This window comes from Kitasatospora sp. NPDC022856 (genome assembly GCF_055561235.1).
In genome coordinates, this window is sequence record NZ_JBVHHE010000045.1 from 25,301 (window position 1) to 44,578 (window position 19,278).

General features: G+C 73.8%; 20 protein-coding genes and 1 pseudogene. 6 read left to right on the forward strand and 15 right to left on the reverse strand.

What is annotated here, in order from left to right; all coding sequences use genetic code 11:
- Window positions 1–56: 56 nt before the first annotated feature.
- A complete protein-coding gene (locus ACZ34W_RS33300) occupies window positions 57–1,118 on the reverse strand; it encodes an alpha/beta fold hydrolase (RefSeq protein ID WP_465609503.1) in 1,062 nt (353 codons plus the stop codon).
- Between the two features lie 352 nt (window positions 1,119–1,470).
- Between ACZ34W_RS33300 and ACZ34W_RS33305 the strand changes: the two genes are divergently transcribed.
- Together ACZ34W_RS33305 and ACZ34W_RS33310 are read left to right on the forward strand one after the other, a co-directional pair.
- Complete coding sequence (locus ACZ34W_RS33305; protein ID WP_465609505.1) at window positions 1,471–2,913, forward strand: aldehyde dehydrogenase; 1,443 nt, start codon at window positions 1,471–1,473, stop codon at window positions 2,911–2,913.
- Between the two features lie 85 nt (window positions 2,914–2,998).
- The gene (locus ACZ34W_RS33310) at window positions 2,999–3,430 is read left to right on the forward strand and encodes a GNAT family N-acetyltransferase (protein WP_359838683.1); all 432 of its coding nucleotides are present in this window, start codon (window positions 2,999–3,001) and stop codon (window positions 3,428–3,430) included.
- Window positions 3,431–3,502: 72 nt separating this feature from the next.
- Here ACZ34W_RS33310 and ACZ34W_RS33315 read toward each other — a convergent pair whose 3' ends face one another.
- From ACZ34W_RS33315 to ACZ34W_RS33325, 3 genes are all read right to left on the reverse strand, one after another.
- Window positions 3,503–5,116, reverse strand: coding sequence for an alpha/beta fold hydrolase (locus ACZ34W_RS33315; protein ID WP_465609508.1), 1,614 nt, complete (start codon window positions 5,114–5,116; stop codon window positions 3,503–3,505).
- A gap of 172 nt (window positions 5,117–5,288) precedes the next feature.
- Entirely contained in the window at window positions 5,289–6,212 is a 924-nt protein-coding gene (locus ACZ34W_RS33320; RefSeq protein WP_465609510.1) for a GNAT family N-acetyltransferase, read from the reverse strand.
- A gap of 427 nt (window positions 6,213–6,639) precedes the next feature.
- Window positions 6,640–7,653 carry a hypothetical protein gene (locus ACZ34W_RS33325; RefSeq protein ID WP_465609512.1) on the reverse strand — a complete coding sequence of 338 codons (1,014 nt, stop codon included), beginning with the start codon at window positions 7,651–7,653 and terminating at the stop codon, window positions 6,640–6,642.
- Between the two features lie 131 nt (window positions 7,654–7,784).
- Between ACZ34W_RS33325 and ACZ34W_RS33330 the strand changes: the two are divergent.
- A pseudogene (locus tag ACZ34W_RS33330) lies at window positions 7,785–8,160 on the forward strand (hypothetical protein); the annotation flags it as partial.
- Between the two features lie 6 nt (window positions 8,161–8,166).
- Here ACZ34W_RS33330 and ACZ34W_RS33335 read toward each other — a convergent pair.
- Entirely contained in the window at window positions 8,167–8,457 is a 291-nt protein-coding gene (locus ACZ34W_RS33335) for a DUF2695 domain-containing protein (protein ID WP_465609514.1), read from the reverse strand.
- A gap of 159 nt (window positions 8,458–8,616) precedes the next feature.
- Window positions 8,617–9,066: a MarR family winged helix-turn-helix transcriptional regulator gene (locus tag ACZ34W_RS33340; RefSeq protein WP_359811730.1), complete on the reverse strand. Its 450-nt coding sequence runs from the start codon at window positions 9,064–9,066 to the stop codon at window positions 8,617–8,619.
- A gap of 103 nt (window positions 9,067–9,169) precedes the next feature.
- On the opposite strand from ACZ34W_RS33340, the gene ACZ34W_RS33345 reads away from it, so the two are divergent.
- Window positions 9,170–9,571 carry a nuclear transport factor 2 family protein gene (locus ACZ34W_RS33345; RefSeq protein ID WP_329485470.1) on the forward strand — a complete coding sequence of 134 codons (402 nt, stop codon included), beginning with the start codon at window positions 9,170–9,172 and terminating at the stop codon, window positions 9,569–9,571.
- 82 nt (window positions 9,572–9,653) lie between these two features.
- On the opposite strand, the gene ACZ34W_RS33350 is transcribed toward ACZ34W_RS33345, so the two are convergent.
- The 9 genes from ACZ34W_RS33350 to ACZ34W_RS33390 all read right to left on the reverse strand — a co-directional run bounded on the left by ACZ34W_RS33350 (window position 9,654) and on the right by ACZ34W_RS33390 (window position 16,899).
- A complete protein-coding gene (locus tag ACZ34W_RS33350; protein ID WP_465609517.1) occupies window positions 9,654–10,322 on the reverse strand; it encodes a GntR family transcriptional regulator in 669 nt (222 codons plus the stop codon).
- 298 nt (window positions 10,323–10,620) lie between these two features.
- Complete coding sequence (locus ACZ34W_RS33355) at window positions 10,621–11,043, reverse strand: hypothetical protein (protein ID WP_329485468.1); 423 nt, start codon at window positions 11,041–11,043, stop codon at window positions 10,621–10,623.
- Window positions 11,040–11,810, reverse strand: coding sequence for a class I SAM-dependent methyltransferase (locus ACZ34W_RS33360; protein WP_465609518.1), 771 nt, complete (start codon window positions 11,808–11,810; stop codon window positions 11,040–11,042). The genes ACZ34W_RS33355 and ACZ34W_RS33360 overlap by 4 nt, the downstream gene beginning before the upstream one ends.
- Window positions 11,807–12,586, reverse strand: coding sequence for a DUF2071 domain-containing protein (locus tag ACZ34W_RS33365; RefSeq protein ID WP_465609520.1), 780 nt, complete (start codon window positions 12,584–12,586; stop codon window positions 11,807–11,809). Before ACZ34W_RS33365 ends, ACZ34W_RS33360 begins: the two co-directional genes overlap by 4 nt.
- Window positions 12,587–12,738: 152 nt before the next feature.
- The gene (locus ACZ34W_RS33370) at window positions 12,739–12,978 is read right to left on the reverse strand and encodes a hypothetical protein (RefSeq protein ID WP_465609521.1); all 240 of its coding nucleotides are present in this window, start codon (window positions 12,976–12,978) and stop codon (window positions 12,739–12,741) included.
- A 320-nt stretch (window positions 12,979–13,298) separates the two neighbouring features.
- On the reverse strand, window positions 13,299–14,210 hold the full coding sequence (locus tag ACZ34W_RS33375; protein WP_465609522.1) for an SDR family oxidoreductase: 912 nt from the start codon (window positions 14,208–14,210) through the stop codon (window positions 13,299–13,301).
- On the reverse strand, window positions 14,207–14,824 hold the full coding sequence (locus ACZ34W_RS33380) for a TetR/AcrR family transcriptional regulator (protein WP_465609523.1): 618 nt from the start codon (window positions 14,822–14,824) through the stop codon (window positions 14,207–14,209). Before ACZ34W_RS33380 ends, ACZ34W_RS33375 begins: the two co-directional genes overlap by 4 nt.
- A 170-nt stretch (window positions 14,825–14,994) precedes the next feature.
- On the reverse strand, window positions 14,995–16,206 hold the full coding sequence (locus ACZ34W_RS33385) for a hypothetical protein (protein WP_465609524.1): 1,212 nt from the start codon (window positions 16,204–16,206) through the stop codon (window positions 14,995–14,997).
- 111 nt (window positions 16,207–16,317) lie between these two features.
- Complete coding sequence (locus ACZ34W_RS33390) at window positions 16,318–16,899, reverse strand: helix-turn-helix domain-containing protein (RefSeq protein WP_465609525.1); 582 nt, start codon at window positions 16,897–16,899, stop codon at window positions 16,318–16,320.
- 82 nt (window positions 16,900–16,981) lie between these two features.
- Between ACZ34W_RS33390 and def the strand changes: the two genes are divergently transcribed.
- Window positions 16,982–17,644, forward strand: coding sequence for a peptide deformylase (gene def, locus ACZ34W_RS33395; protein WP_465609526.1), 663 nt, complete (start codon window positions 16,982–16,984; stop codon window positions 17,642–17,644).
- Window positions 17,645–18,160: 516 nt separating this feature from the next.
- The coding region (locus ACZ34W_RS33400) for a methyltransferase domain-containing protein (RefSeq protein WP_465609527.1) at window positions 18,161–19,278 on the forward strand (1,118 nt) is incomplete at its 3' end.

Consider the following 19,278-nt stretch of genomic DNA (forward strand, 5'->3'; position numbering starts at 1 on the left):
CAGTAGCGCGGGGACCTGCGCCGGGAGGGGGCCGGCCCCCTCCCGGCGGCGCGCCGTCAGAAGTGGTCCACGTCCACGACGGCCTGGGCGAACGCGGTCGGCGCCTCCTGGGGCAGGTTGTGGCCGATGCCGCCGAGCGTCCGGTGCTCGTACTTCCCGGTGAACATGGCCCGGTACGAGGCGCCGTCGCCGGGAGCGGTGAACGGGTCCAGCGCGGGGTCGAGGGTGATCGTCGGCACCCCGATGGTCGGCTTCAGGGCCAGCCGGTCCTCGTAGCGGTCGTAGCGGCGCTCGCCGTCGGCGACGCTGAGCCGCCAGCGGTAGTTGTGGATCACGACCGCGGCGTAGTCGGGGTTCTCGAAGGCGGCCTCCGTGCGCTCGAAGGTCGCGTCGTCGAACTTCCAGGTGGGGGAGACCTGCTGCCAGACGAAGCGGGTCAGATCGTGGCGCAGGCCCTTGTCCTCCATGGCCTTCCTGCCGCGTTCGGTGGCGAAGTAGTACTGGTACCACCAGGTGTGCTCGCCGGCCGGCGCGATCGGGTCCAGCTGCGCCTGGCGGTTGGTGATGAGGTAGCCGCTCACCGACACCAGGGCCTTGACCCGTTCGGGCCACAGGGCCGCGAGGACGTCCCCGGTCCGGGACCCCCAGTCGAACCCGGCCACCACGGCGCGGTCGATCCGGAGGGTGTCCAGCAGGGCGATGACGTCCATCGCGATGGCGGACTGCTGGCCGTTGCGGAAGGTCCGGGGCGACAGGAACCGGGTGGTGCCGTGCCCGCGCAGGTAGGGGACGATCACGCGGTACCCGAGGCCGGCCAGGAGCGGGGCGACGTCGACGTAGCTGTGGATGTCGTACGGCCAGCCGTGCAGGCAGAGCACCACCGGTCCGTGCGTCGGGCCGAGTTCGGCGTATCCCACGTTCAGCAGCCCGGCCTCGGCCTGCTTCAGCCGCGGGAAGGACGTGTGCGTGCCCGGGGTGACCGTGGGCACGACCGGGGCCGCGCCGGGGCCGCCGGGGACGGGCGCGGCGGTGGCCGTGCCCGGCAGGGTGGCCATCGAGACCGCGGCCGCACCGGCACCCAGTCCCAGGGCCCTGTTGAAGCTACGCCTGTCGATCATGTCGAGCCTTCCGTGTGACGCGGATGTGTCCCCGGACGGGGCGGCTGTCCGTCCTGCCCGGCACACCGCACTCTTCCGTTCCCGGCGGGCCGGCACATCAGTCAGTTGACGGTCGGGGCGGCGGCCGCGCCGCGCCCCTCCGGGCGTCTCCGGGGCCGCAGTCGAATGACTGATGCCGCGCGCCGACGCCGTGCGCAACCGTCGTGACGGGGCGAGGCCCCCGGTCCGCGCGGCATCGGACCTCGGCGGTCGGACGGACCGCGGCGCCACCCCGCCATCAAATGCAACGACAGCGAGTTTAATCAGCAAGTAAGTGCTACTGTCGAGTGACAGATAGCGAAGGAGTGGAAGCGTGATCGTCTATGACCGGCTCTTCATCGCAGGCGCCTGGACCGAGCCGAGTGAGGCCGCCCTGCTCGACATCCGGTCCCCGCACGACCGGACGGTGATCGGCCGCGCCGCGCAGGCCCGGCGGGCGGACGTCGACCGTGCGGTGGCGGCGGCCCGGGCCGCGTTCGTCGAGGGCACCTGGCGCGACACCCCGCCGCTGGAGCGCGTGGCGGTGCTGCGGCGCTTCAACGCGCTGCGCGAGCGGCAGGCGGAGCGGATCGCTGCCCTGATCGCCGCCGAGAACGGCTCCGCGGGCTGGTTCACCCGGGCCGGCCAGCCGGGCCTGACCCGCCAGGCCAACGCCTACCTGAAGGCGGCGGAGGAGTTCGGGTGGGAGGAGACCCTGCCGCCCTCCGACCCGGCCTCGCCGGTGCGGAGCGTGGTCCGTCGTGAGGCCGTCGGCGTGGTGGCCGCCGTGATCCCGTGGAACTCGCCCTTCTCCTCCGCGACCACGAAGATCATCCCGGCGCTGCTCGCCGGCAACTCGGTGGTCCTGAAGGTCTCGCCGGAGAACTCGCTCAGCATGGGCCTCCTCGCCGACCTGCTGGCACAGGTGGGGCTGCCCGCCGGGGTGATCAGCGTGCTGCCAGCCGACCGCGAGACCAGCGAGTACCTGATCTCCCACCCCGAGGTCGACAAGATCGCCTTCACCGGCTCGACCCCGGCCGGCCGGCGCATCGCCGCGATCGCGGGGGAGCAGCTCAAGCGGGTCAGCCTGGAGCTGGGCGGCAAGTCCGCGGCCGTCATCCTGGCCGACGCCGACATCCACCGGGCGGTGCAGGGGCTGAAGTCCTCCTCCCTGCTCAACAACGGCGAGTCCTGCATCGCCCAGACCCGCGTCCTGGCCCCGCGCAGCCGCTACGAGGAGGTGGTCGCGGAACTCAAGGCGCTCGTCGAGTCCCTGAAGGTCGGTGACCCGGCGGACCCGGACACCTTCATCGGACCGATGATCCGCCCCGACCAGCAGGAGCGCGTCCGCCGGTACATCGCGATCGGCATCGAGGAGGGCGCCCGCCTCGTCACCGGCGGCCCCGAGGTCCCGGCGGGGCTGGAGGGCGGCAACTACGTGACCCCCACCCTCTTCGCCGACGTGGACAACGCCATGCGCATCGCCCAGGAGGAGATCTTCGGCCCCGTCCTGGTGGTCATCCCCTACGAGGGCGAGGACGACGCCGTCCGCATCGCCAACGACTCCGAGTACGGCCTGTCGGGCGGCGTCTGGTCCGCCGACGAGGAGCACGCCCTGGCGGTCGCCCGCCGGATCCGGACCGGCACGGTGACCGTGAACGGGGCCGGTGTCGGCTTCGACGGCCCCTTCGGCGGTTTCAAGGCCAGCGGCATCGGCCGCGAGTTCGGCGCCGTCGGCCTCGGCACCTACACCGAGTACAAGACCATCACCCTCTGACGCGCGCCCGCGCGGCGGTGGCCGGACGCCCGGCCACCGGGCCCTCACCTGGATCGGTGGGGGCCCGGCCTGGTTGGATTCCGGTATGACGAATGACCTCTCCGACGGCTACGAGATCTCGACGGACCCGGCACGCCTCGATGCCGAACTGATCCACCGGTGGCTGTCCCAGGACGCCTACTGGGCACGCGGCCGCCCCCGGGAGAAGCAGGACTCCGCGATCGCCGCCTCCCTCAACTTCGGCGTCTACGACCGGGCTGCGGGTACCCAGCTCGGCTACGCGCGGGTGGTCACGGACCGGACCACCTTCGCTTGGCTCTGCGACGTGTACATCGAGCCCTCGGCCCGCGGCAGAGGGCTCGGGACGGCCCTGGCCGCCGCCGTCCGCGACCACCTCGCCCCGTACGGGCTGCGCCGCGTCATGCTGGCCACGGCGGACGCCCACGAGGTCTACGCCAAGGCCGGGTTCGTGCCGATGGAGAAGCCGGAGAAGTGGATGGTCCTCGGCGAGGAGTGAGGGCGCCGCGGAGCGGGGCCGACCCGCGCCCGGCTCCGGCCGTCCCGGGGCGGGGACGGCCGGAGCGGAGCGCTACTTGGCGCAGGTCCGGTCGCCCTTCGGCAGCCGGCCCCCCGCCAGGTAGGCGTTGACCGTGTCGTCCACGCAGGCGTTGCCGTACAGGCCGTACAGGGCGTGCCGGTTGGCACCCTCCAAGGTCAGCAGCCGGGAGGCGGGCAGCAGCCCGTGCAGCGCGACGCTGTCCCGGTAGGTGGTGCGCGGGTCGCCGGTGGCGGCGACTATCAGCACCTCGGCGTCGCGTCGCACCTCGGTGCGGGCCTCGCGCGGGCGGTCCCAGAAGGCGCACGGGTTGATGTTGTGGACCAGCGGGCCGAACAGCGGGTGCTCGGCCCGGCTGCGCTCGATCTCCCGCCAGTACGCCTCGGGGTCGCGCGGCGCCGAGGCGTCCGCGCACATGACCGCCTGCTGGGAGCTGCCGGTGGGCGACGCCTCCCCGGTGAACGCGAACCGCAGGATGGCGGTGAAGGCCGCCGACGGCAGGGCCGGCCGCCCCGCCGCCGCCTCGGCGAGCACCGCGATCTGCTCGGCCAGGCTCGCGCGTGCGGCGTCGGTGTCGTCCGCGAGTCCGGCGAAGAGCAGGAACGGCACCCGGGTGTCGTCCAGTCGGAAGGCGTCGGTGCCGCTGCCGACGGTCAGCGGGGCGCGCGCCGACGCCTCGACGAGCCGCCGGATGCCCGCCGTCACCTCGTCGGCGGTCCGGCCGAGCCGGTAGGTGTCGTGGCGGTCCGCCGTCCAGGCCGCCCAGTCGGCGAGCGCCTGCTCGTTCTCCGCCAGCAGGTGGGGGAGCAGCACCGGCCCGTAGGTGCGCGGGTCGAGCGCCCCGTCGAGTACCACCCGGTCGTAGCGGCCGGGGAACATCTGGGTGTAGACCGTGCCCAGGTACGTCCCGTACGAGACCCCCAGGTAGGAGATCCTCCGCTCGCCGAGCGCACCGCGGATGACGTCCATGTCGCGGGCCGTGTTGCGCGTGCCGGCGTGCGGCAGCAGCGGTCCGGCCGCCGCCCGGCACTTGGCGGCGAGGTCCTTCTGGAGGGCGACCTGCCGGTCGAAGCTCGCCCGGCCGAGCCCGGCCGAGACGAGGTTGGTGCCGACCGGCCAGCCGCAGTCCAGCGGGGTGCTGCGGCCGACGAAGCGCGGGTCCATGCCGATGATGTCGTAGTGGCCGGCGGTCTCCTTGAGCGCCGTGTGGACGCGCGGCGGGCTCCCGAGGGTCTGGCCGCCCGGGCCGCCGTCGTTGAGCAGCAGTGGGCCGATCCGGTGGCGGGTGTCGGTGGCCTTGATCCGGGAGATCGCGACGGTGATCGTACGGCCCCGGGGGTCGGCGTAGTCGAGTGGCACGGTGACGTCGGCGCAGGTCGCGCCCGCCTCCTCCAGGCCCGCGCCGACCTGGTCGTCCGGGCCCTGGACGCAGCTGCGCCAGTCGAGGGGCTGGTGGTAGTAGCGCTCCAGGCCCCGGGGGGTGGAGGCGGCGCTGTCGGCGGAGGCGGACGCCGCCCCGGAGGCGGGGGCGGTCACGGCGGACGCCACCGTCAGGCAGGCGGCGAGGGCGAGGCCCGCCGCCGTGGCCCGGCGGGCGACCGGCGGTGCCACGGCGGCCGGACCGAAGGGAAGGTGAGGAGCTGTCATGTGACCACGCTAGGAACCCGGCGGCCGAAGATCACGACAGCACACCCCCGGACCCGCCCGGGGGACAGCCCCCTCCGCCGCCTTCCCCTTCGGGCAGGAGCACCGGCCGTCGGCCGGGACTCCTGGCCGTCCGGCCCGCCTCCCGTGCCCCGACGGCCGGGCGGCCGCCCGGTCAGGAGTCCCGGCGGAGGCGGGTGACCATGGTCAGCGCGTCCTCGCCCTCGCGCGGGTCGTGCACGCGGAAGCCCTCGCGCTCGTACAGCCGGAGGGCGGGGTTGTCCCGCTCGACGCTCAGCGAGACGCGTTCGACGCCGGCCTCGGCGGCGGTCCGCAGCAGACGCCTGATCAGCAGGGTTCCGATGCCCCGGCCACGCTGGGCGGCGGTGATGCCGATGCTCAGCTCCGGCACGGCCGGGTCGACGAAGCCGTAGCCGGGGTCCTCCGCCGGGAGGTACCGCAGCCACGCGGCGCCGACCGGGAGCGGCTGCCACCCGGTGGCCTCCCCGGTCGAGAGGGCCACGATGCCCAGGTCGCCCCGACCGGGCCAGCCGTCCACGTAGTGGGCGTTGCGCGGGTCGGAGAGCACCGCCTCGCGCGAGACATCCCGGCCGGGTGCCCAGTTGACGGCGGCGACCACCAGGTCGCGGAGGAACTCGGCGTCGTCGGCGAGCGCGAACCGCGTGTGGATGTCGGACGGCCCCCCGTCGGGGTAGATGTCGTCCTCCCTGCCTTCGGGGGCGATCTGCCGCAGCCTCGGGCCGTGGAACATCCAGACCCGGAAGTAGGACTGCTCCTGGTCCATCACGAACAGCTGCACCAACTCCGGGTGGACCCACGGGACGCGCTCGACACGGGCGACCAGTCCGGCGAGGTCCGCGTGGTTGAGCGCACCGGCGAAGACCTCGCACTCCGGGTACCTGCCGCCGCCCCAGCGCGTGTCGCTCCCGGTCGTCTCGTTCAGCGACCCGACCCACCCGACGGCGCCCGGTTCGTAGCCGCGTCGTGGGGCGGACGTCCGCAACCACTGGCTCAGCGCTTCGACGGCCGGCCGGTCGGTGAACTCGACGGAGATCATGATGTTGGCCACGTGACTCACGCCGGAAGTCAACACGACCGCTGATCGACCTGCCACCGAGTTCCCGCGTGGTGGGGCACCGCCGACGGTCGGGCGGTCTCCGACCCCGTCGCGGCGGCAGCGGCCCCCGGCGGGACGCTCCGCACCTGCGAATGCTGCTCGACGGTGCCACGCCCGTCTCCCGGATGCTGCCGCACTCCGACTTCCATACTCCGGCTTCCATACTCCGGCTTCCGGGTCGGACCGGACCGGCCGGTGTTGGTCGCGGCGGGCGACCGGCTCTCGTACGAGGAGGGCGACGTCGTGGTCACCCGCCCCGGCGGTGGGCGGCAGCGGCCCCGGGCGGGCGACGGCTACCGGATCTGCCGCTGATCCGTTCGCGGCCCCGCTCCGGGAGGACCGGCTCCGCCGGGTGCCCGCCTGTGGGGCGCAGGGTGACCGGCGGCGCTCAGCCCGGCTGTTGGTCGTCGTCGCTCTGCGACACCCGCAGGCGCTCGGCCGCCTCCTGGACGCCTTCGTGGGCCTTGGCGGCCCGGTCGTCGGCGGTGCGCGCCGCGTCTTCGGCGGATCGCGCCTGCTTCTCGGCGCGCGTGAGGCGCTCCCGGGCGAGGGCTTCGCGGTCCTGCGCCTCGGCCAGCGCGGCCCGGGCCTGCTCGGCTTCGGTCTCCGCCCGTCGGCGGGCCGACTCCGCCTCGTCGAGGGCCCGAGAGGCCTCCGCGGCCCGGGTGTCGGCTTTGTCCGCGGCCTGTTCCGCGCCGGCCAAGGCCTTGCGGGCCTGCTCCTGTTCGTGCCGGCGCCGCCGTTCGGCCGCGGCCTGTGCCTTCGTGGGGCGCGAGTCGCGCGCCGACGCGGGGGACGTCCCGGCAGCCTTCTTCGTCGCGGCCCCGGTCCCCGGCTTCCGGCTCCCCGGCTTCCCGGCGTCCGGCTTCCGGCTCCCCGGCTTCCCGGCGTCCGGCTTTCCGCTGTCCGGCTTCCCGGCGCCCGGCCACAGCACCGGGTCCAGCGGAGCCGTCAGCCGCCCCGCCGCGAGGGCGCGGGCGGCGTCCGGGTCCGCCAGCGCGGCGCCCAGCGTCCGGTCCACCTCGGCGACGGCGTCGGCGCCGAGCGGGTGTCCGGCCTCCGCCGCGTCGCGCTCGGCCTGCCCCGTCAGCGCCCGCACCAGCTGCCGCCGCTGCTCGGTGAGCGTGCGCAACTGCTCCCCGGAGAGGTGCTCCTGGGCGTCGCGCAGCGCCTGCCCGAGGTCCAGCAGCTGCCCGACCAGGTCGCCGTGCCGGTGAGCGAGGAGGTTGGCGGCCCAGGCGGCCTGAGTGGGGCGGCGCAGCGCACGGACCTGCTTGGCGAGCTGCGGGTCGGTCTTCTTCAGGGCGTCCGCGTGCCGGTTCCGGGCCGCCGTGAAGTCCTGCGGGGCGAGGGTGTGGAGCTCGTCCGCGATCGCGTCGAAGTCGGGTTCGTTGTCGGCCATCGTTCGGGACCCTACGGGCGCGGGCCGCTCCGGCCCGGTACGACTCGCCCGGTCGGGCACGGTCGACACCGCCGGTCCCCGGCCGGGTCGTCGGCAGTGGGCCGAGCGCGGCGGCCAGCAAAAGGACCCGCCACATCAAGAAGACCAAGAACCGCACCAAGTTCCTGGGGCTGTGCCGCTTCCTGCGCTCACTGCATCCGGCGGGCGTGCGGATCGCGATCGTCTCTGACAACTCCTCGCCGCACCTGACAACGAGGCGGTGTCAGCGGGTCGGGACATGGGCGGCCGCGACCAACGTGGAGATCGCCTGAACCCCGACCAACAGCTCCTGGCTCAACCGGGTCGAGGCCCAGTTCACCACCCTGCGCTACTTCGCCCTCGACGGCACCGACCACCCCGGCCACAAGGCCCAGGGGCAGCATGATCCGCCGCTGCATCATCCGGCGGAACAAGCACGCCACCGACGAACGCCTACGCGAGGTCGTCACCAGGGCGAACGTCGTCTGAGCGGCATCAGACCCGTTCGTCTGGATCCACGTTCGCGAGCACCTCGCAGTCGCAACCGCCGCCATCGGCCAGCAGGCCCGCTTCCAGCTCGGACCACGCCACTGAACAGGAGTCGGCCCAGGACCGGGAGTGCCTCAGCGTGTGATCACATCCGGTCTCCGCGAGACGCTCTTCGACGTGACCGAGGAGGCCGTCGAGCTGTTCACGGTCGATGCCGAGCAGGTTCCACTCATCACGCTTGCGCTCTGCCTTGTAGGCATCGCGAAGGATCCGCCGTCGTTCTCTCTCCGAAGACATCTGCGCAACTCGCTCCTCATCAGACCAGCTGGAGCCCCAACCCTAAGGTCGTCGACACCAGAGCCCGTAGCCGGGACGAAATCACGATGTCGTCCTCTGAACAGGGCGAAGGTTGTCCGATGCGGCGCTAGCCGCACCTCGGCCCGTACCCCGGCCGCGTCACTCCGGTCGGAGCAGGCTGCCCGTGACGAAGCGGTGGAAGCCGCGGGCGAAGGCCCGGGCCTCGTCGGCGGGCCAGTCGGCCAGCGAGGCCTCGATGTGGGCGGCGAGGCGCTCGCGCGTGGTCCGGATGACGCGCTCTCCGGCGTCGGTGAGGGTCAGCAGCGTCGCGCGCCCGTCGTCGGGGTCGGGGACGCGGCGCAGCAGGCCGGCCTCTTCGAGGCGGCTGGCGCGGCGGGTGACGCCCGAGCGGTCGAGGCCGATCTCCTCGGCGAGTCTGGCGGCGCTGCACGGCCCGGTGCGGGCGAGCGCGCTGAGGACGGGGTAGGTGACGGCGTCCAGCGCCCCGTCCAGGCCGCTGGTCAGGAGCTCGTAGAGGTGTGTGCGAGAGCTGCGTCGGAGGACGACGGCAAGTGCGTCGGCGATCTCGTGTCCCACGTCGTTCGGCATGCGTCCAAGAATAGCGTGCGCAACGCACGCACCATGGGGTACTGTTCAGATGCGTGCTCGACGCACGCAAAGTCTCTTCACTCCGACGCCAAGGGGACCCGTCATGACCACCGCCACGCGGACCGACATCGCCACCGCGCTCACCGACCTGCTCTTCACCCCCGGGCTCGACCTGGCCGAGGCCGTCGACCGGCACTTCGCCCCGGACTACCGCCAGCGCACCGACGGCAGCTGGGCGGACCGGGCGGAGTTCACCGCCCACATCGCCCACCTGCGCGAGGTCGTCGCGAGCGGCCGCGTCGAGGTCCTCGACGAGCTGGTCCAGGGGGACCGCTACGCCGACCGCCACGTGGTCGACGTCACCAAGACCGACGGCTCCACCGTGCGCATGGAGGTGTACGTGTTCGCCGAGTTCGCCCCCGACGGCCGGTTCCGCCGCCTGGAGGAGACCACCCTGATGCTCCGGGGCGGCGAGGAGGACCGTGACCTCGGCAGCGCCCGCTGACCGACGACGACCCGGCCCCGCCCTGCCACCCCGCCGCGCTCGGCGGGGTGGCAGGGCGGGGCCGCCGTCCGTCCGGGGCCGTTCAGTCCTCCTCGGCCACCTCGTGGTCGGCCTGCGAGCCGATGTGGGCCCGCGCGGCCCGCTCGGCCGCCTCCGGGTCCCCGCTGCGCAGCGCGGCGATGATCGTGTCGTGCTCCTCGATGACGGCCTTCCAGTTGTGGAGGTCCATCGGGGCGGTGATCCGGTGCCGGCGGATGGTCAGCAGGAGCTGCTCGGTGAGCTCGCCGAGGACGCGGTAGCCACCGGCCCGGGCCAGTGCGCGGTGGAACTCCGAGTTGTGCTCGGGCAGCCGGTCGACCGCCCCGGTGGCCAGGGCGGCGCGCATGTCGTGCTGGGCCGCGTCGAGGTCGGCCAGCAGGGCGTCGGTGACCCGCTCGGCCGCCAGCCGGGCGACCAGCCCCTCGATCGCCTCCCGGGCGAGGAAGACCCCGCGCATCTCGGTCTTGTCGATCTCGGCGACGGTGACACCGGCGTGCACGCGGGAGACGACCAGGCCGTCGGCCTCCAGGCGCTTGACGGCCTCGCGGATGGGGATCTTGCTCACGCCGAGGTTGCGGGCCAGCTCGTCCATGTTGATGCGCTGGCCCGGGCGCAGGTCGCCCCGGGCGATGGCGTCGTGCAGGCTGCCGTAGACGAGGTCGGCCTTGCTCTTCACGGGCGGTATCGGCTCAGCCCAGCTCTTCTGACTCATTCGTTCATCGTATGCGATATCTCTCCGGTGACGAACGGCCCGGTGGCACTGCGTCCCGGGCGGCGTCCGAAGGCGCCGTGGGGTAGTTTCGTATATCGAATACCTTCATCCCGTGCCCCGCGAGTCGGCACCGCCGGATCGCGGATCGGCCTACGAGGCTGCGGTCGCAGAGAACGGGCCCGGGGGCCGGCCCGTTCCGCGCGCGACTCGGGCGGGACCGGACGACGGTCCCGTCACAGGCGGTTCCGCCGGGCGGTCGTCGGCGCGGGAACCGCCCGCCGGGGCTTCGGCACGGACCCTAGAGGACCCTCCAGAGGGCGAGCGCGAAGACCGCGGCGACCCAGGTCCAGAGGACCGAGAGGCCGATGTGCGCGGCGGTCCGCAGGGGGTCGCCGCGCCAGAGCCTGGGGGAGAAGACGGCGAACTCGAACAGCCAGCGCAGGCCCCAGAAGAGCGTCTGCCCGGCCAGCAGGGCGGTGCCCAGGCGGGTGCCGGCGAGGAGGTCGGGGGCCAGGCAGAGCGGCATCAGGCCGAGCAGCGCGCAGGTCAGCGCGATGAAGAAGAGGTGGACGTAGGAGACCTGGCGGGTCAGCAGGCTGGCGCCGGACAGGTCGGCCGGCCACTGGACGATGCGCGGCAGGACGGCGTGGAACAGGCCCATGCCGACCAGGGCCGCGCCGACCAACCTCAACTGGGCTTCCAGGGTGAACAGTTCGGTCATGCGGCGGGACTCCGGAAGGCGAAGGCGGTGATCAGTGTGGCGATCCGGCGTTCGGCGGCCGGGTGCAGTCCGGCCTCGGCGGCGTGCCGCAGCCAGGTGGCGCGCGGCTGGAAGTGCCAGGCGCCCGGGCCGTAGGCGGCGGTGTTGGCGAGGTCGCGCAGGTGCTCCACCAGCAGCAGGGTGCCGCCGGGCCGCAGGGTGCGGACGGCCTCGGTGAACAGTGCCGTGCGGTCGGCGGGCCGACGCAGTTCGTGGGCGGCGAGGACGGTGAGCACGGTGTCGAGGGAGCCGGTGGCGGCGGGCAGGGCGTCGGGGCGGGCGGAGACGGTGCCGGGGGCGGGCGGGGCGTGGCGACGGGCGCGCCGGATCGAGCCCTCGGTGGTCAGGGCCGGGTCGTAGAGGTCGGCGACGAGCTGGCGGGCGGTGGGGTACCGGGCGGCGACCGGGCGGCTGGCCTCGTCGAGTCCGGTGCAGACGACCAGGTGGTCGCCCGGGCCGTCGGGGAGCAGGTCGGACAGCCAGTCGTAGGAGTGGAGTTCGGAGCGGTCGTAGACGTGCCAGGTGGCCAGGGTGCTGGTGGCGAGGAGCGCGGCGGCGCCGGCCGAGGCGGCGCGGGCGAGGGCGGCGGGCCGGGTGGGGAGGTGACGGGCCAGGGCCCAGCCGGTGGCGGCGGTGACGGCGCCGGCGGCGTACATCGGCCAGTTGTAGCGGATCACCTCGCGGACACCCGAGGGGCGCCGCGCGGGCCCGGCGGGCCGGGCGTTCATCGGCGGGCTCCGTCGAGGGCACGGCGGTGGCCGGCCTCCCAGCCGTAGTCGACGTCCGCGACGTGGAAGGCGTTGGCGAGGACGGGGCGGCTGCCGGTGAAGGGGCCGTGGTCGAAGAAGGTCAGCCGGGGGACCTCGACCGCCACCGGGACGGGGTCCCAGTGGGTGCGGGTGGCCTTGACGACGATCATGGAGCGGGTTTCCGGCTCGTACTCGAAGGTGTAGGGCAGCGGTCCGGCGAACCGGCGCGCGGCCCGGGCGTCGGCGAACGGACTCCCGGGCGGTAGGGGTGCGGGGCTGCTCGCGAGGTCGGCGCGCACATGCAGGTCGGCGCGGCCGTCGGTGCTGAGCACCTTGAACTCCAGGGTGTCGCCGAGTACCCGGGTGCCGATCCTGGCGGAGCGGTACTGGTAGCGGGAGAAGAGGTTGCCGCCGGCGGCCATCAGCCGGTTGTCGGTGTCGGAGCGCAGGATCCGCAGTCCGCGCATGGTGCGCCCGCCCGGGGTGGGGAACCGGGTGAAGATCCGGTAGCCGGTGAGGATGAAGTCGCGGCCGAGGCGGGCGGGCAGGGCGGCCGGGCGCAGCGCGCGGGTGTCGACGACGGCGGCGGCGACGAAGCCGTGTTCGGTGCCGGTGGGGTCGGTGTAGGTGTCGAGGGCGAGGCCGGGCGGCACGAGGGGCACGAGGAGGTGCGGCGGGAGGGCGTAGGTGAGGACGAGGGAGTGCGCGAAGTGGGTGCGCATCGGGAAGGGGTGGCGTTGGAGCAGGTGTCGCACGGTCGACTCCGGTGGTGGGCGCGAAGCGGTGGGTGGTCCTCGGAACCGGCGGCCTTGAGGGCCGGGGGCTTTCAGAGCCGGAGCCTTGAGAGCCGGGTGGCCTTCGGAGCCGGGTGGTCTTCGGAGCTGAGTGGTCCTCGGGACCGGGGCCCTCAGAGCCGGAGCACCCGGATGACGCCCCAGAGCAGGGAGGGGTCCTCGGCGGCGGCGCCCGGGCCGGCGGGGCCCGGTTCGCGGATGCTGCGCAGGACGGCGGTTCCGCCGGGGCGGACGGCGTGCTGGACGGCGGCGCGCAGGCGCCGGGCGAAGGCCGGGCCGGGGCCGTCCAGGACGTTGGAGAGGGTGACGGCGTCGTAAGGGCGACCGCGGAGGTGCTCAGCCGGGTCTGCCAAGGAGTCGGCACGGTGGACGGTCCTTTCTTCCGCTGCCGGCGAGCGCGGGTGCGCCGGGGCAGGGCGGGGCACGGCGGGGTGGCCCGAACCCCTCGGTCGGGGTCGGGGGCTCCCGCTCGGGATCATCATGGCGCACGGGTTTGAACATGTTCAACTGGGGGCGTGCCGGGGTGCCGGGCGGGCGCGCGGGCGCCGTGTCCGCCCCGGGGACGCCGAAGGGCGCCCGCTCGGTTCGAGCGGGCGCCCAGCGGCGGGTCGGGACGGCGGGCCGGTCGGAGCGGGCGCCCACGGTCGGGAGGGCGGACCGGTCGGAGCGACGGTCAGAGCGGATCTCCCAGCGGCCCGAACTCCGCCTCCAGGGAGTCGGCCCAGTGGGCGGCGAAGTCCGGTCGCGTGCCGTCGGCGTCGGTGAACCCGTACTCCCGGTAGAGGCCCCAGGTGGCGAGCGCCCGGCCGGTCTTGGCCATGATGGCGGGGTCGGCGGCCAGCGCGGCGACCGCCCGTCCCAGGTAGGCGGGGGTTTCCGAGTGGGCGAAGTTCGGGTCCTGGGCGACGCCGTCGCGCCAGTTGGCCTCGGTGACCCCGAAGTGCTCCAGCACGGCCTCCGAGCGCAGGAAGCCCGGCGTGATCGCGACGGCCGCGACGTCGTGCGCCTTCAGCTCGGCGGCCTGCGCGACGGCGAGGCGGATCACCGCGGACTTCGCGAGGTCGTAGAAGAACGAGCCGCGGTAGCGGGCGGTGTTGCCGTCGGTGACCTCCACGACCAGACCGCTCCGGCGCGCGACCATCAGCGGCAGTGCGAAGCGGCTGGTGATCACATGGGTCTCCACCGCCCGCCGCAGCAGCCGGAGGCCGGTGTCGAGGTCCTGCTCCCACAGCGGGTGCGTCCAGTCCGTCAGCTGGTCCCCGCCCCATACGGAGTTGACCAGGACGTCGAGCCGGCCGTCCTGTTCGGCCGCGATCCGGTGGATCAGGGTGCGGACCTCCTCCGGGCGGCTGTGGTCGGTGCGGACGGGGACTCCGACGCCGCCGGCGGCGGTGATCCGCTCGGCGGTCTCCTCGACGGTCTCCGGACGGTCCAGGTCGGAGCGTTCGGCCGTGCTGCTGCGGCCGGTGACGTACACCGTCGCGCCGGCCGCCCCGAGCTCGACGGCGATGCCCCGCCCGCCGCCCCTGGTCCCGCCGGCGACCAGCGCCACCTTCCCCGCCAGCGGCCGGGTGGCGTTCGTCATGCTTCCTCCAGGTCGTGGTGGTGCCGGGGTGGGTGGTGCGGGGCCAGGAGGGCGTCGAGCTCCCGGCGCAGCCGCTGCGCGAGGGTGCCCCGGCGGTCGAGCGCCCAGACGAGGCCCACGCCGGCGGTGACCGCCTGGACGGACCCGGCCACCGCCGCGACGTCCGTCCCGGCCCGGAGTTCGCCGGCGGCGACGGCCTCCGCCAGCAGTGCCCGGATCACCCGTTCCTGGGCCCGGTGGGCGGCCAGGGCGGGCTCGTAGAGCTGCGGGTCCGTGAGATCCGTGCACAGGAAAGCCAGGTGGTTGGCGAAGCTCTCCGGCGTGGCCATCGGAGCCATCGACTCGACGACCAGCGCGGCCAGCGCCCCGAGGACCGATGGGTGCGCCTCCCGCACCCGGCCGTGCAACGCGTCCGCGTCCTTGACGGACTGTTCGGCGAGCGCCACCAGCAGGCCGTGCTTGGAGCCGAACCGCTGCACGAGGGTGCCGGGCACCAGCCCGACCTCGCGGGCCACGGCGGCCAGCGTCAGCCCGGCGGGGCCCACCCGGCCGATCACCTCGGCCGTCGCGCGCAGGATCACCACGTCGTCCACGCCTCGGGGACGTCCGGCCATCGCTACCCCCTCATTAATAAATGCCTGTTCATTTATTAAAGCCCACGATCGCCCGCAGGGCAACCGGGGGCCTCGGGCCGCTGCGACGGCCCGTCTCACCGTCGACGGAACCGGGCCCCTCGATCACGCGGCCAGGGGGTCATGAGGTCACGGGGTCGCGGGTCACGGGGTCACGCGGGCTCGTTCAGGAGCGTCTTCCGGTGTAGCCAGGCGAGGTGGAGCAGTTCCGCGCCCGCCGGCTGCATCGGCTCACCGGTGGTGAGGCGCTCGACCTGTTCGGCGGTGAACGGGATCCCCACCGCGTGCCCGGTGCCGTCGTCCAGCCGTACGCGGTGCCCCTCGTCGTTGGTGGAGACGATCCGCGCGAACACCGTGTCGAACAGCTCGGCGTCGAACACCGCGACGGTCAGCAGGTCGGTGACGAAGGTGAGCGGGTCCATGCCCAGGCCCAGCCAGGAGACCCGGAGCGTGCCGGCCGCGCGGGCCTCGCTCAGAGTCCGGTTGAACGGCCACGCGTCGTAGTCGAGAGGGGCCGCGCCGCTGCCGTAGTCCTCGCTGCCGCCGAGCAGTTCCTCGCTGAGCTCGCGCACGACCGCGCGCCACAGGTCGAAGTCGTTGGCCTCGTTCCACGGCGCGTCGTGGGAGGCCTGGAACATGCCCACGGGCATGACCTGGAAGAGGCCGCCGCCGCTGGCGACCTTGGCCGGGTCGCGCCAGTGCAGGACGAACTCGGCCGCGCCGGTCCGCCGGTCGTGGCGGATGACCAGGGTGCTCACGGCGGTCATGACCGGCCGCCGGTCGAGATCGGTGGGATCACCGAGGGCGGCCCGCAGCGGTGTGGCGCCGCCGGCCGGCACGGGCCGGCCGGGCGCGGCCAGCGCGGCGGCGGCGTACTCGTGAGCGGCGGCCTCGCAGACGTTGATGACGTCGAAGTAGGTGCCGCGGCCGAAGGTCAGCGTGGGCGCGGCCGCGTCCGGCGCCACCGCCAGGAGCCGGTAGCAACTCCGGTCCTCGAACAGTTTCGGCCCGGCCAGGTCGCGGACGGCGTCGGCGTAGCAGGGGTACGGGGTGCCGTCGTCGCGCCGGGCGCGGGTGGCGTCCAGTTCCGGGCCGCGGCCGTCGACGGGGGCGGCCGGGGTCCGCTCCTGCCACCGGAGCCGCACCCGCTCCAGGGGTACGGGCGCCTCGGGAATCCAGTGCTCGCGCGCCAGCAGCCGCCCGCCCGGAGCGAACTGCCGGGCGGCGTGCTCGGCCGCAGCCGCCCGGGTCAGCTCGAAGCGGTGGCGGTTCAGGTGGTCGCGCACCTGCCGCCAGCGGGCCCGGCTCGCGGCCGGGGTCACCTCCGGCGTGCCGTCCGGCGCCGGCTGCGGGGTGGTGGACACGGCTCTCCTCGGGGTTCGGCGATCCGCACCGGCGGCCCCCACGCACCGCGGGGGAGGGCGGGTGCTTCCGGGGTCTGGCCAAGTATGCCGAGCCCGGCGGTTGCCGGCCGCTCAGCCCCGCCGGCCCACGTCGCCCGGCTGATCGGGGAGCAGGGGGAACAGCCGGGTGATGAGGGCCACCGGCCGGGCGCCCTCGGGTCGGGCCAAGGGGCGCTGTTCGCGGTGCTGGTAGGGGGCGAGCGCCTGCCGGACCGCGGCCGCGACCCCGCTCATCTCCTCGGGCGTCAGGTAGGCGACGGCACTGAACGCCTCGTCGTGCCGCCATGCGGCGGGCGCCAGCTCGCGTTGGCCGAGCCATCGTCGCCAGCTCTCGTCCTCCAGTCCCCGGGCCAGGTCGCCGAATTCCTCCGCCGGGGGAGCACCGGCCTCCGGCGCCTCCTGCCGCAGACGCCAGGGCCGTGCGCGGCCCCCGGTGTGCGGCGCTTCCTCGATGAGTCCGTGCCGGGCGAGCTGCCGCAGGTGGAACGAGCAGAGCCCGGAGCTGTGCCCCAGCCGCGTCGCCGCCTCGGTCGCCGTGACGGTGCCGACTTCGGCGAGCAGCTCCAGCAGCGCCGTGCGGACCTCGTGCGCGGGCAGCCGGTCCTCGGCCTGTCGGGACCGACCGTGTGGGGTCTTGACGTCTTCTTCAGTCACTTTGCAAAGTCTGCTACTTTGCAAAGTGACTGGCAAGCGGTCCATCACAGGGGTGGGCCAGAGGGTGAGTGGGGGAGACAGCATGTCCGTTCGTCACGAGCGGCCCGGTCCCGTCGACCGGCGGGTCCGGGTCCAGGGCAGACCGGTGGACTCCTACCCGGCGCTGTCACCCGAGGCGGAACGCGGCTCGGTCCGCCGGGTCACGGAGGCGGGCGAGGAGATCCTGCACCGCCCGTGCCGGGAGGTCACCGAGTTCGGCACGCCCGAACTGTCGGCACTGATCGACGACATGTTCCTCACCATGCACGTGGCCGAAGGCGCCGGACTGGCCGCCAACCAGGTCGACGTCGACCTGCGGCTCTTCGTCTACGACTGCCCGGACGACGACGGGATCCGGCACGTCGGCCACATCCTCAACCCGGTCCTGGAGCTGCCGGAGCCGGGCGACCGCCGACTGGTCGACGACGTGGAGGGCTGCCTCTCCGTGCCCGGTGCCGCCATGGCCGTCCCCCGCACCGACCACGCCGTCGTGCGCGGGTTCGACCAGGACGGCAGGCCGCTCGTCATCGAGGGGACCGGCTACTTCGCCCGGTGCCTGCAGCACGAGAGTGACCACCTCGACGGCCACACGTACCTGGACCGGCTGTCGAAGCGGGACCGCAGGGACGCACTCCGACAGACGGCGGACCGCCGCGAGACCGTCTTCGCCCAACGCGCCGTTAGGGCCGCCACCTTCGCCCGCTGATGGGTCCGACGAACGCGGCCCGAGCCATACCGAGCCGGTCGCGCTCCGTCGCCCCTGTCACGCCGGGGGATCGCGGGAAGGGCGCACGCCTACGGCCGCGCGCCCTTGACGGGTCGTCATGTCTGCGAAACCGTGGCGCACGGCGTGGCAAGCGATCTGGTAGCGGGAGGGCGTCGTGCACCTGCAGTTCGTCGGCATCGACCCGGAGATCGAGCGTGCGGTTCCGGCGGAATGACGGTCCGCAAGAACTCGCAAGTGCGTTGAGTGACCGACCCGTCACTCCGTACTGTCAAAGGTGTCGCTCCGTGAGAGGTGACCCGGGGGACCGCCGGTCCCCGGGACTGCGGAGCGGCGGCCATTCCCGTGGGGAGAGGAGCCGGTGATGGACACGGTCGAGAACACCGAAGGTGGGAGCGGCAACGGTGGTGACAGGCACCCCGGAACCCCCTGGACGCCGCCACCCGATCCGCCGTCACCCGACGGCACCACGCCCCCCGGCGACGGAGGGCACCGCAAGTGACGCTCGCGTCCGAGCAGAAGGACCGCTCCGTGCCGGGGCGGTCCTTCCCCGTCCCCGACGCGTGGGTGCCGGCCTTCGACGCCGTCCCGCGCTCACTCTTCCTGCCGGATCTGATCTGGGCGTACGACATGGCCGTCGGCACCGCCCAGCCCGTCGACCGGGTCGCCGACGAGCCCGCCTGGCTCGCGGCCGCTGCCGCGGACATCCCGGTCGTCACCCAGTGGGACGACGGCCGGCACACCGGAAGGGAACCCGGCGCGGTGGCGACCAGTTCCGCGTCGATGCCCTCGCTGGTCGCCACCATGCTCGACGACCTCCAGGTCGAGCCCGGGATGCGAGTGCTGGAACAGGGCACCGGGACGGGCTGGAACGCCGCCCTGCTCGCCCACCGGCTCGGCGACGCGAACGTGGTCACCATCGAGATCGACCCGGAGGTGTCCGCACGGGCCCGCACCGCGCTGGAGCGCGCCGGCTACCGGCCGGGGACGGTGTGCGCCGACGGCCGTGGCGGCTGGCGGCCAAGCGCTCCCTACGACCGGATCATCGCCACGTACGGGCTCCGGCGGATTCCGTACGCCTGGATCGAGCAGACCCGGGTCGGCGGCCTCGTCCTGGCGCCGTTCGGTACGCACTACTCCAACGCCGACGCGCTAGTCCGCCTCACCGTCCACGACGACGGCACCGCGTCCGGCCCGTTCCTGCAGCCGGTCGAGTTCATGAAGATGCGCTCCCAGCGCCTTGCCCGGCCCGAACACCCGGCGGCCGGTGGCACCGTGGCGGAACACCACACCACCGTCGGGCTCCCTCCGCACGGGAAGTTCGCCCCTTTCCCGCTCGCCGCCGGGCTGCGCCTGCGCGACATGACGCACGCGGTCCAGCCGCACGAGGACGGCCACACCCTGTGGCTGTACTCCCTCACCACGCCGGCCTGGGCCGCCACGACCTTCCGTGACGGCGAGGAAGCCCACCAGGTCCGCCAGTACGGTGGTCGTCGGCTGTGGGACGAGTTCGAGAGGACCCTAGTGTCCTGCGCCCGAGATCCGTCGGCAGAATCGGGCGAGGGAATCGAGGATCTCGTCCGCGGTCTTGGTCCAGGTGAACGGTGTGGGGGCCT

Excerpts from the sequence above, each read along its gene's own strand:
- ACZ34W_RS33310 (WP_359838683.1), top strand. The coding sequence starts at position 2,999 with ATGACGAATGACCTCTCCGACGGCTACGAGATCTCGACGGACCCGGCA.
- ACZ34W_RS33345 (WP_329485470.1), top strand. The coding sequence starts at position 9,170 with ATGACCACCGCCACGCGGACCGACATCGCCACCGCGCTCACCGACCTG.
- ACZ34W_RS33325 (WP_465609512.1), bottom strand. The coding sequence starts at position 7,653 with ATGGCCGACAACGAACCCGACTTCGACGCGATCGCGGACGAGCTCCAC.
- ACZ34W_RS33340 (WP_359811730.1), bottom strand. The coding sequence starts at position 9,066 with ATGCCGAACGACGTGGGACACGAGATCGCCGACGCACTTGCCGTCGTC.
- ACZ34W_RS33350 (WP_465609517.1), bottom strand. The coding sequence starts at position 10,322 with ATGAGTCAGAAGAGCTGGGCTGAGCCGATACCGCCCGTGAAGAGCAAG.
- ACZ34W_RS33360 (WP_465609518.1), bottom strand. The coding sequence starts at position 11,810 with ATGAACGCCCGGCCCGCCGGGCCCGCGCGGCGCCCCTCGGGTGTCCGC.
- ACZ34W_RS33335 (WP_465609514.1), bottom strand. The coding sequence starts at position 8,457 with ATGTCTTCGGAGAGAGAACGACGGCGGATCCTTCGCGATGCCTACAAG.
- ACZ34W_RS33300 (WP_465609503.1), bottom strand. The coding sequence starts at position 1,118 with ATGATCGACAGGCGTAGCTTCAACAGGGCCCTGGGACTGGGTGCCGGT.
- ACZ34W_RS33375 (WP_465609522.1), bottom strand. The coding sequence starts at position 14,210 with ATGACGAACGCCACCCGGCCGCTGGCGGGGAAGGTGGCGCTGGTCGCC.
- ACZ34W_RS33380 (WP_465609523.1), bottom strand. The coding sequence starts at position 14,824 with ATGGCCGGACGTCCCCGAGGCGTGGACGACGTGGTGATCCTGCGCGCG.
- ACZ34W_RS33315 (WP_465609508.1), bottom strand. The coding sequence starts at position 5,116 with ATGACAGCTCCTCACCTTCCCTTCGGTCCGGCCGCCGTGGCACCGCCG.
- def (WP_465609526.1), top strand. The coding sequence starts at position 16,982 with ATGTCCGTTCGTCACGAGCGGCCCGGTCCCGTCGACCGGCGGGTCCGG.
- ACZ34W_RS33355 (WP_329485468.1), bottom strand. The coding sequence starts at position 11,043 with ATGACCGAACTGTTCACCCTGGAAGCCCAGTTGAGGTTGGTCGGCGCG.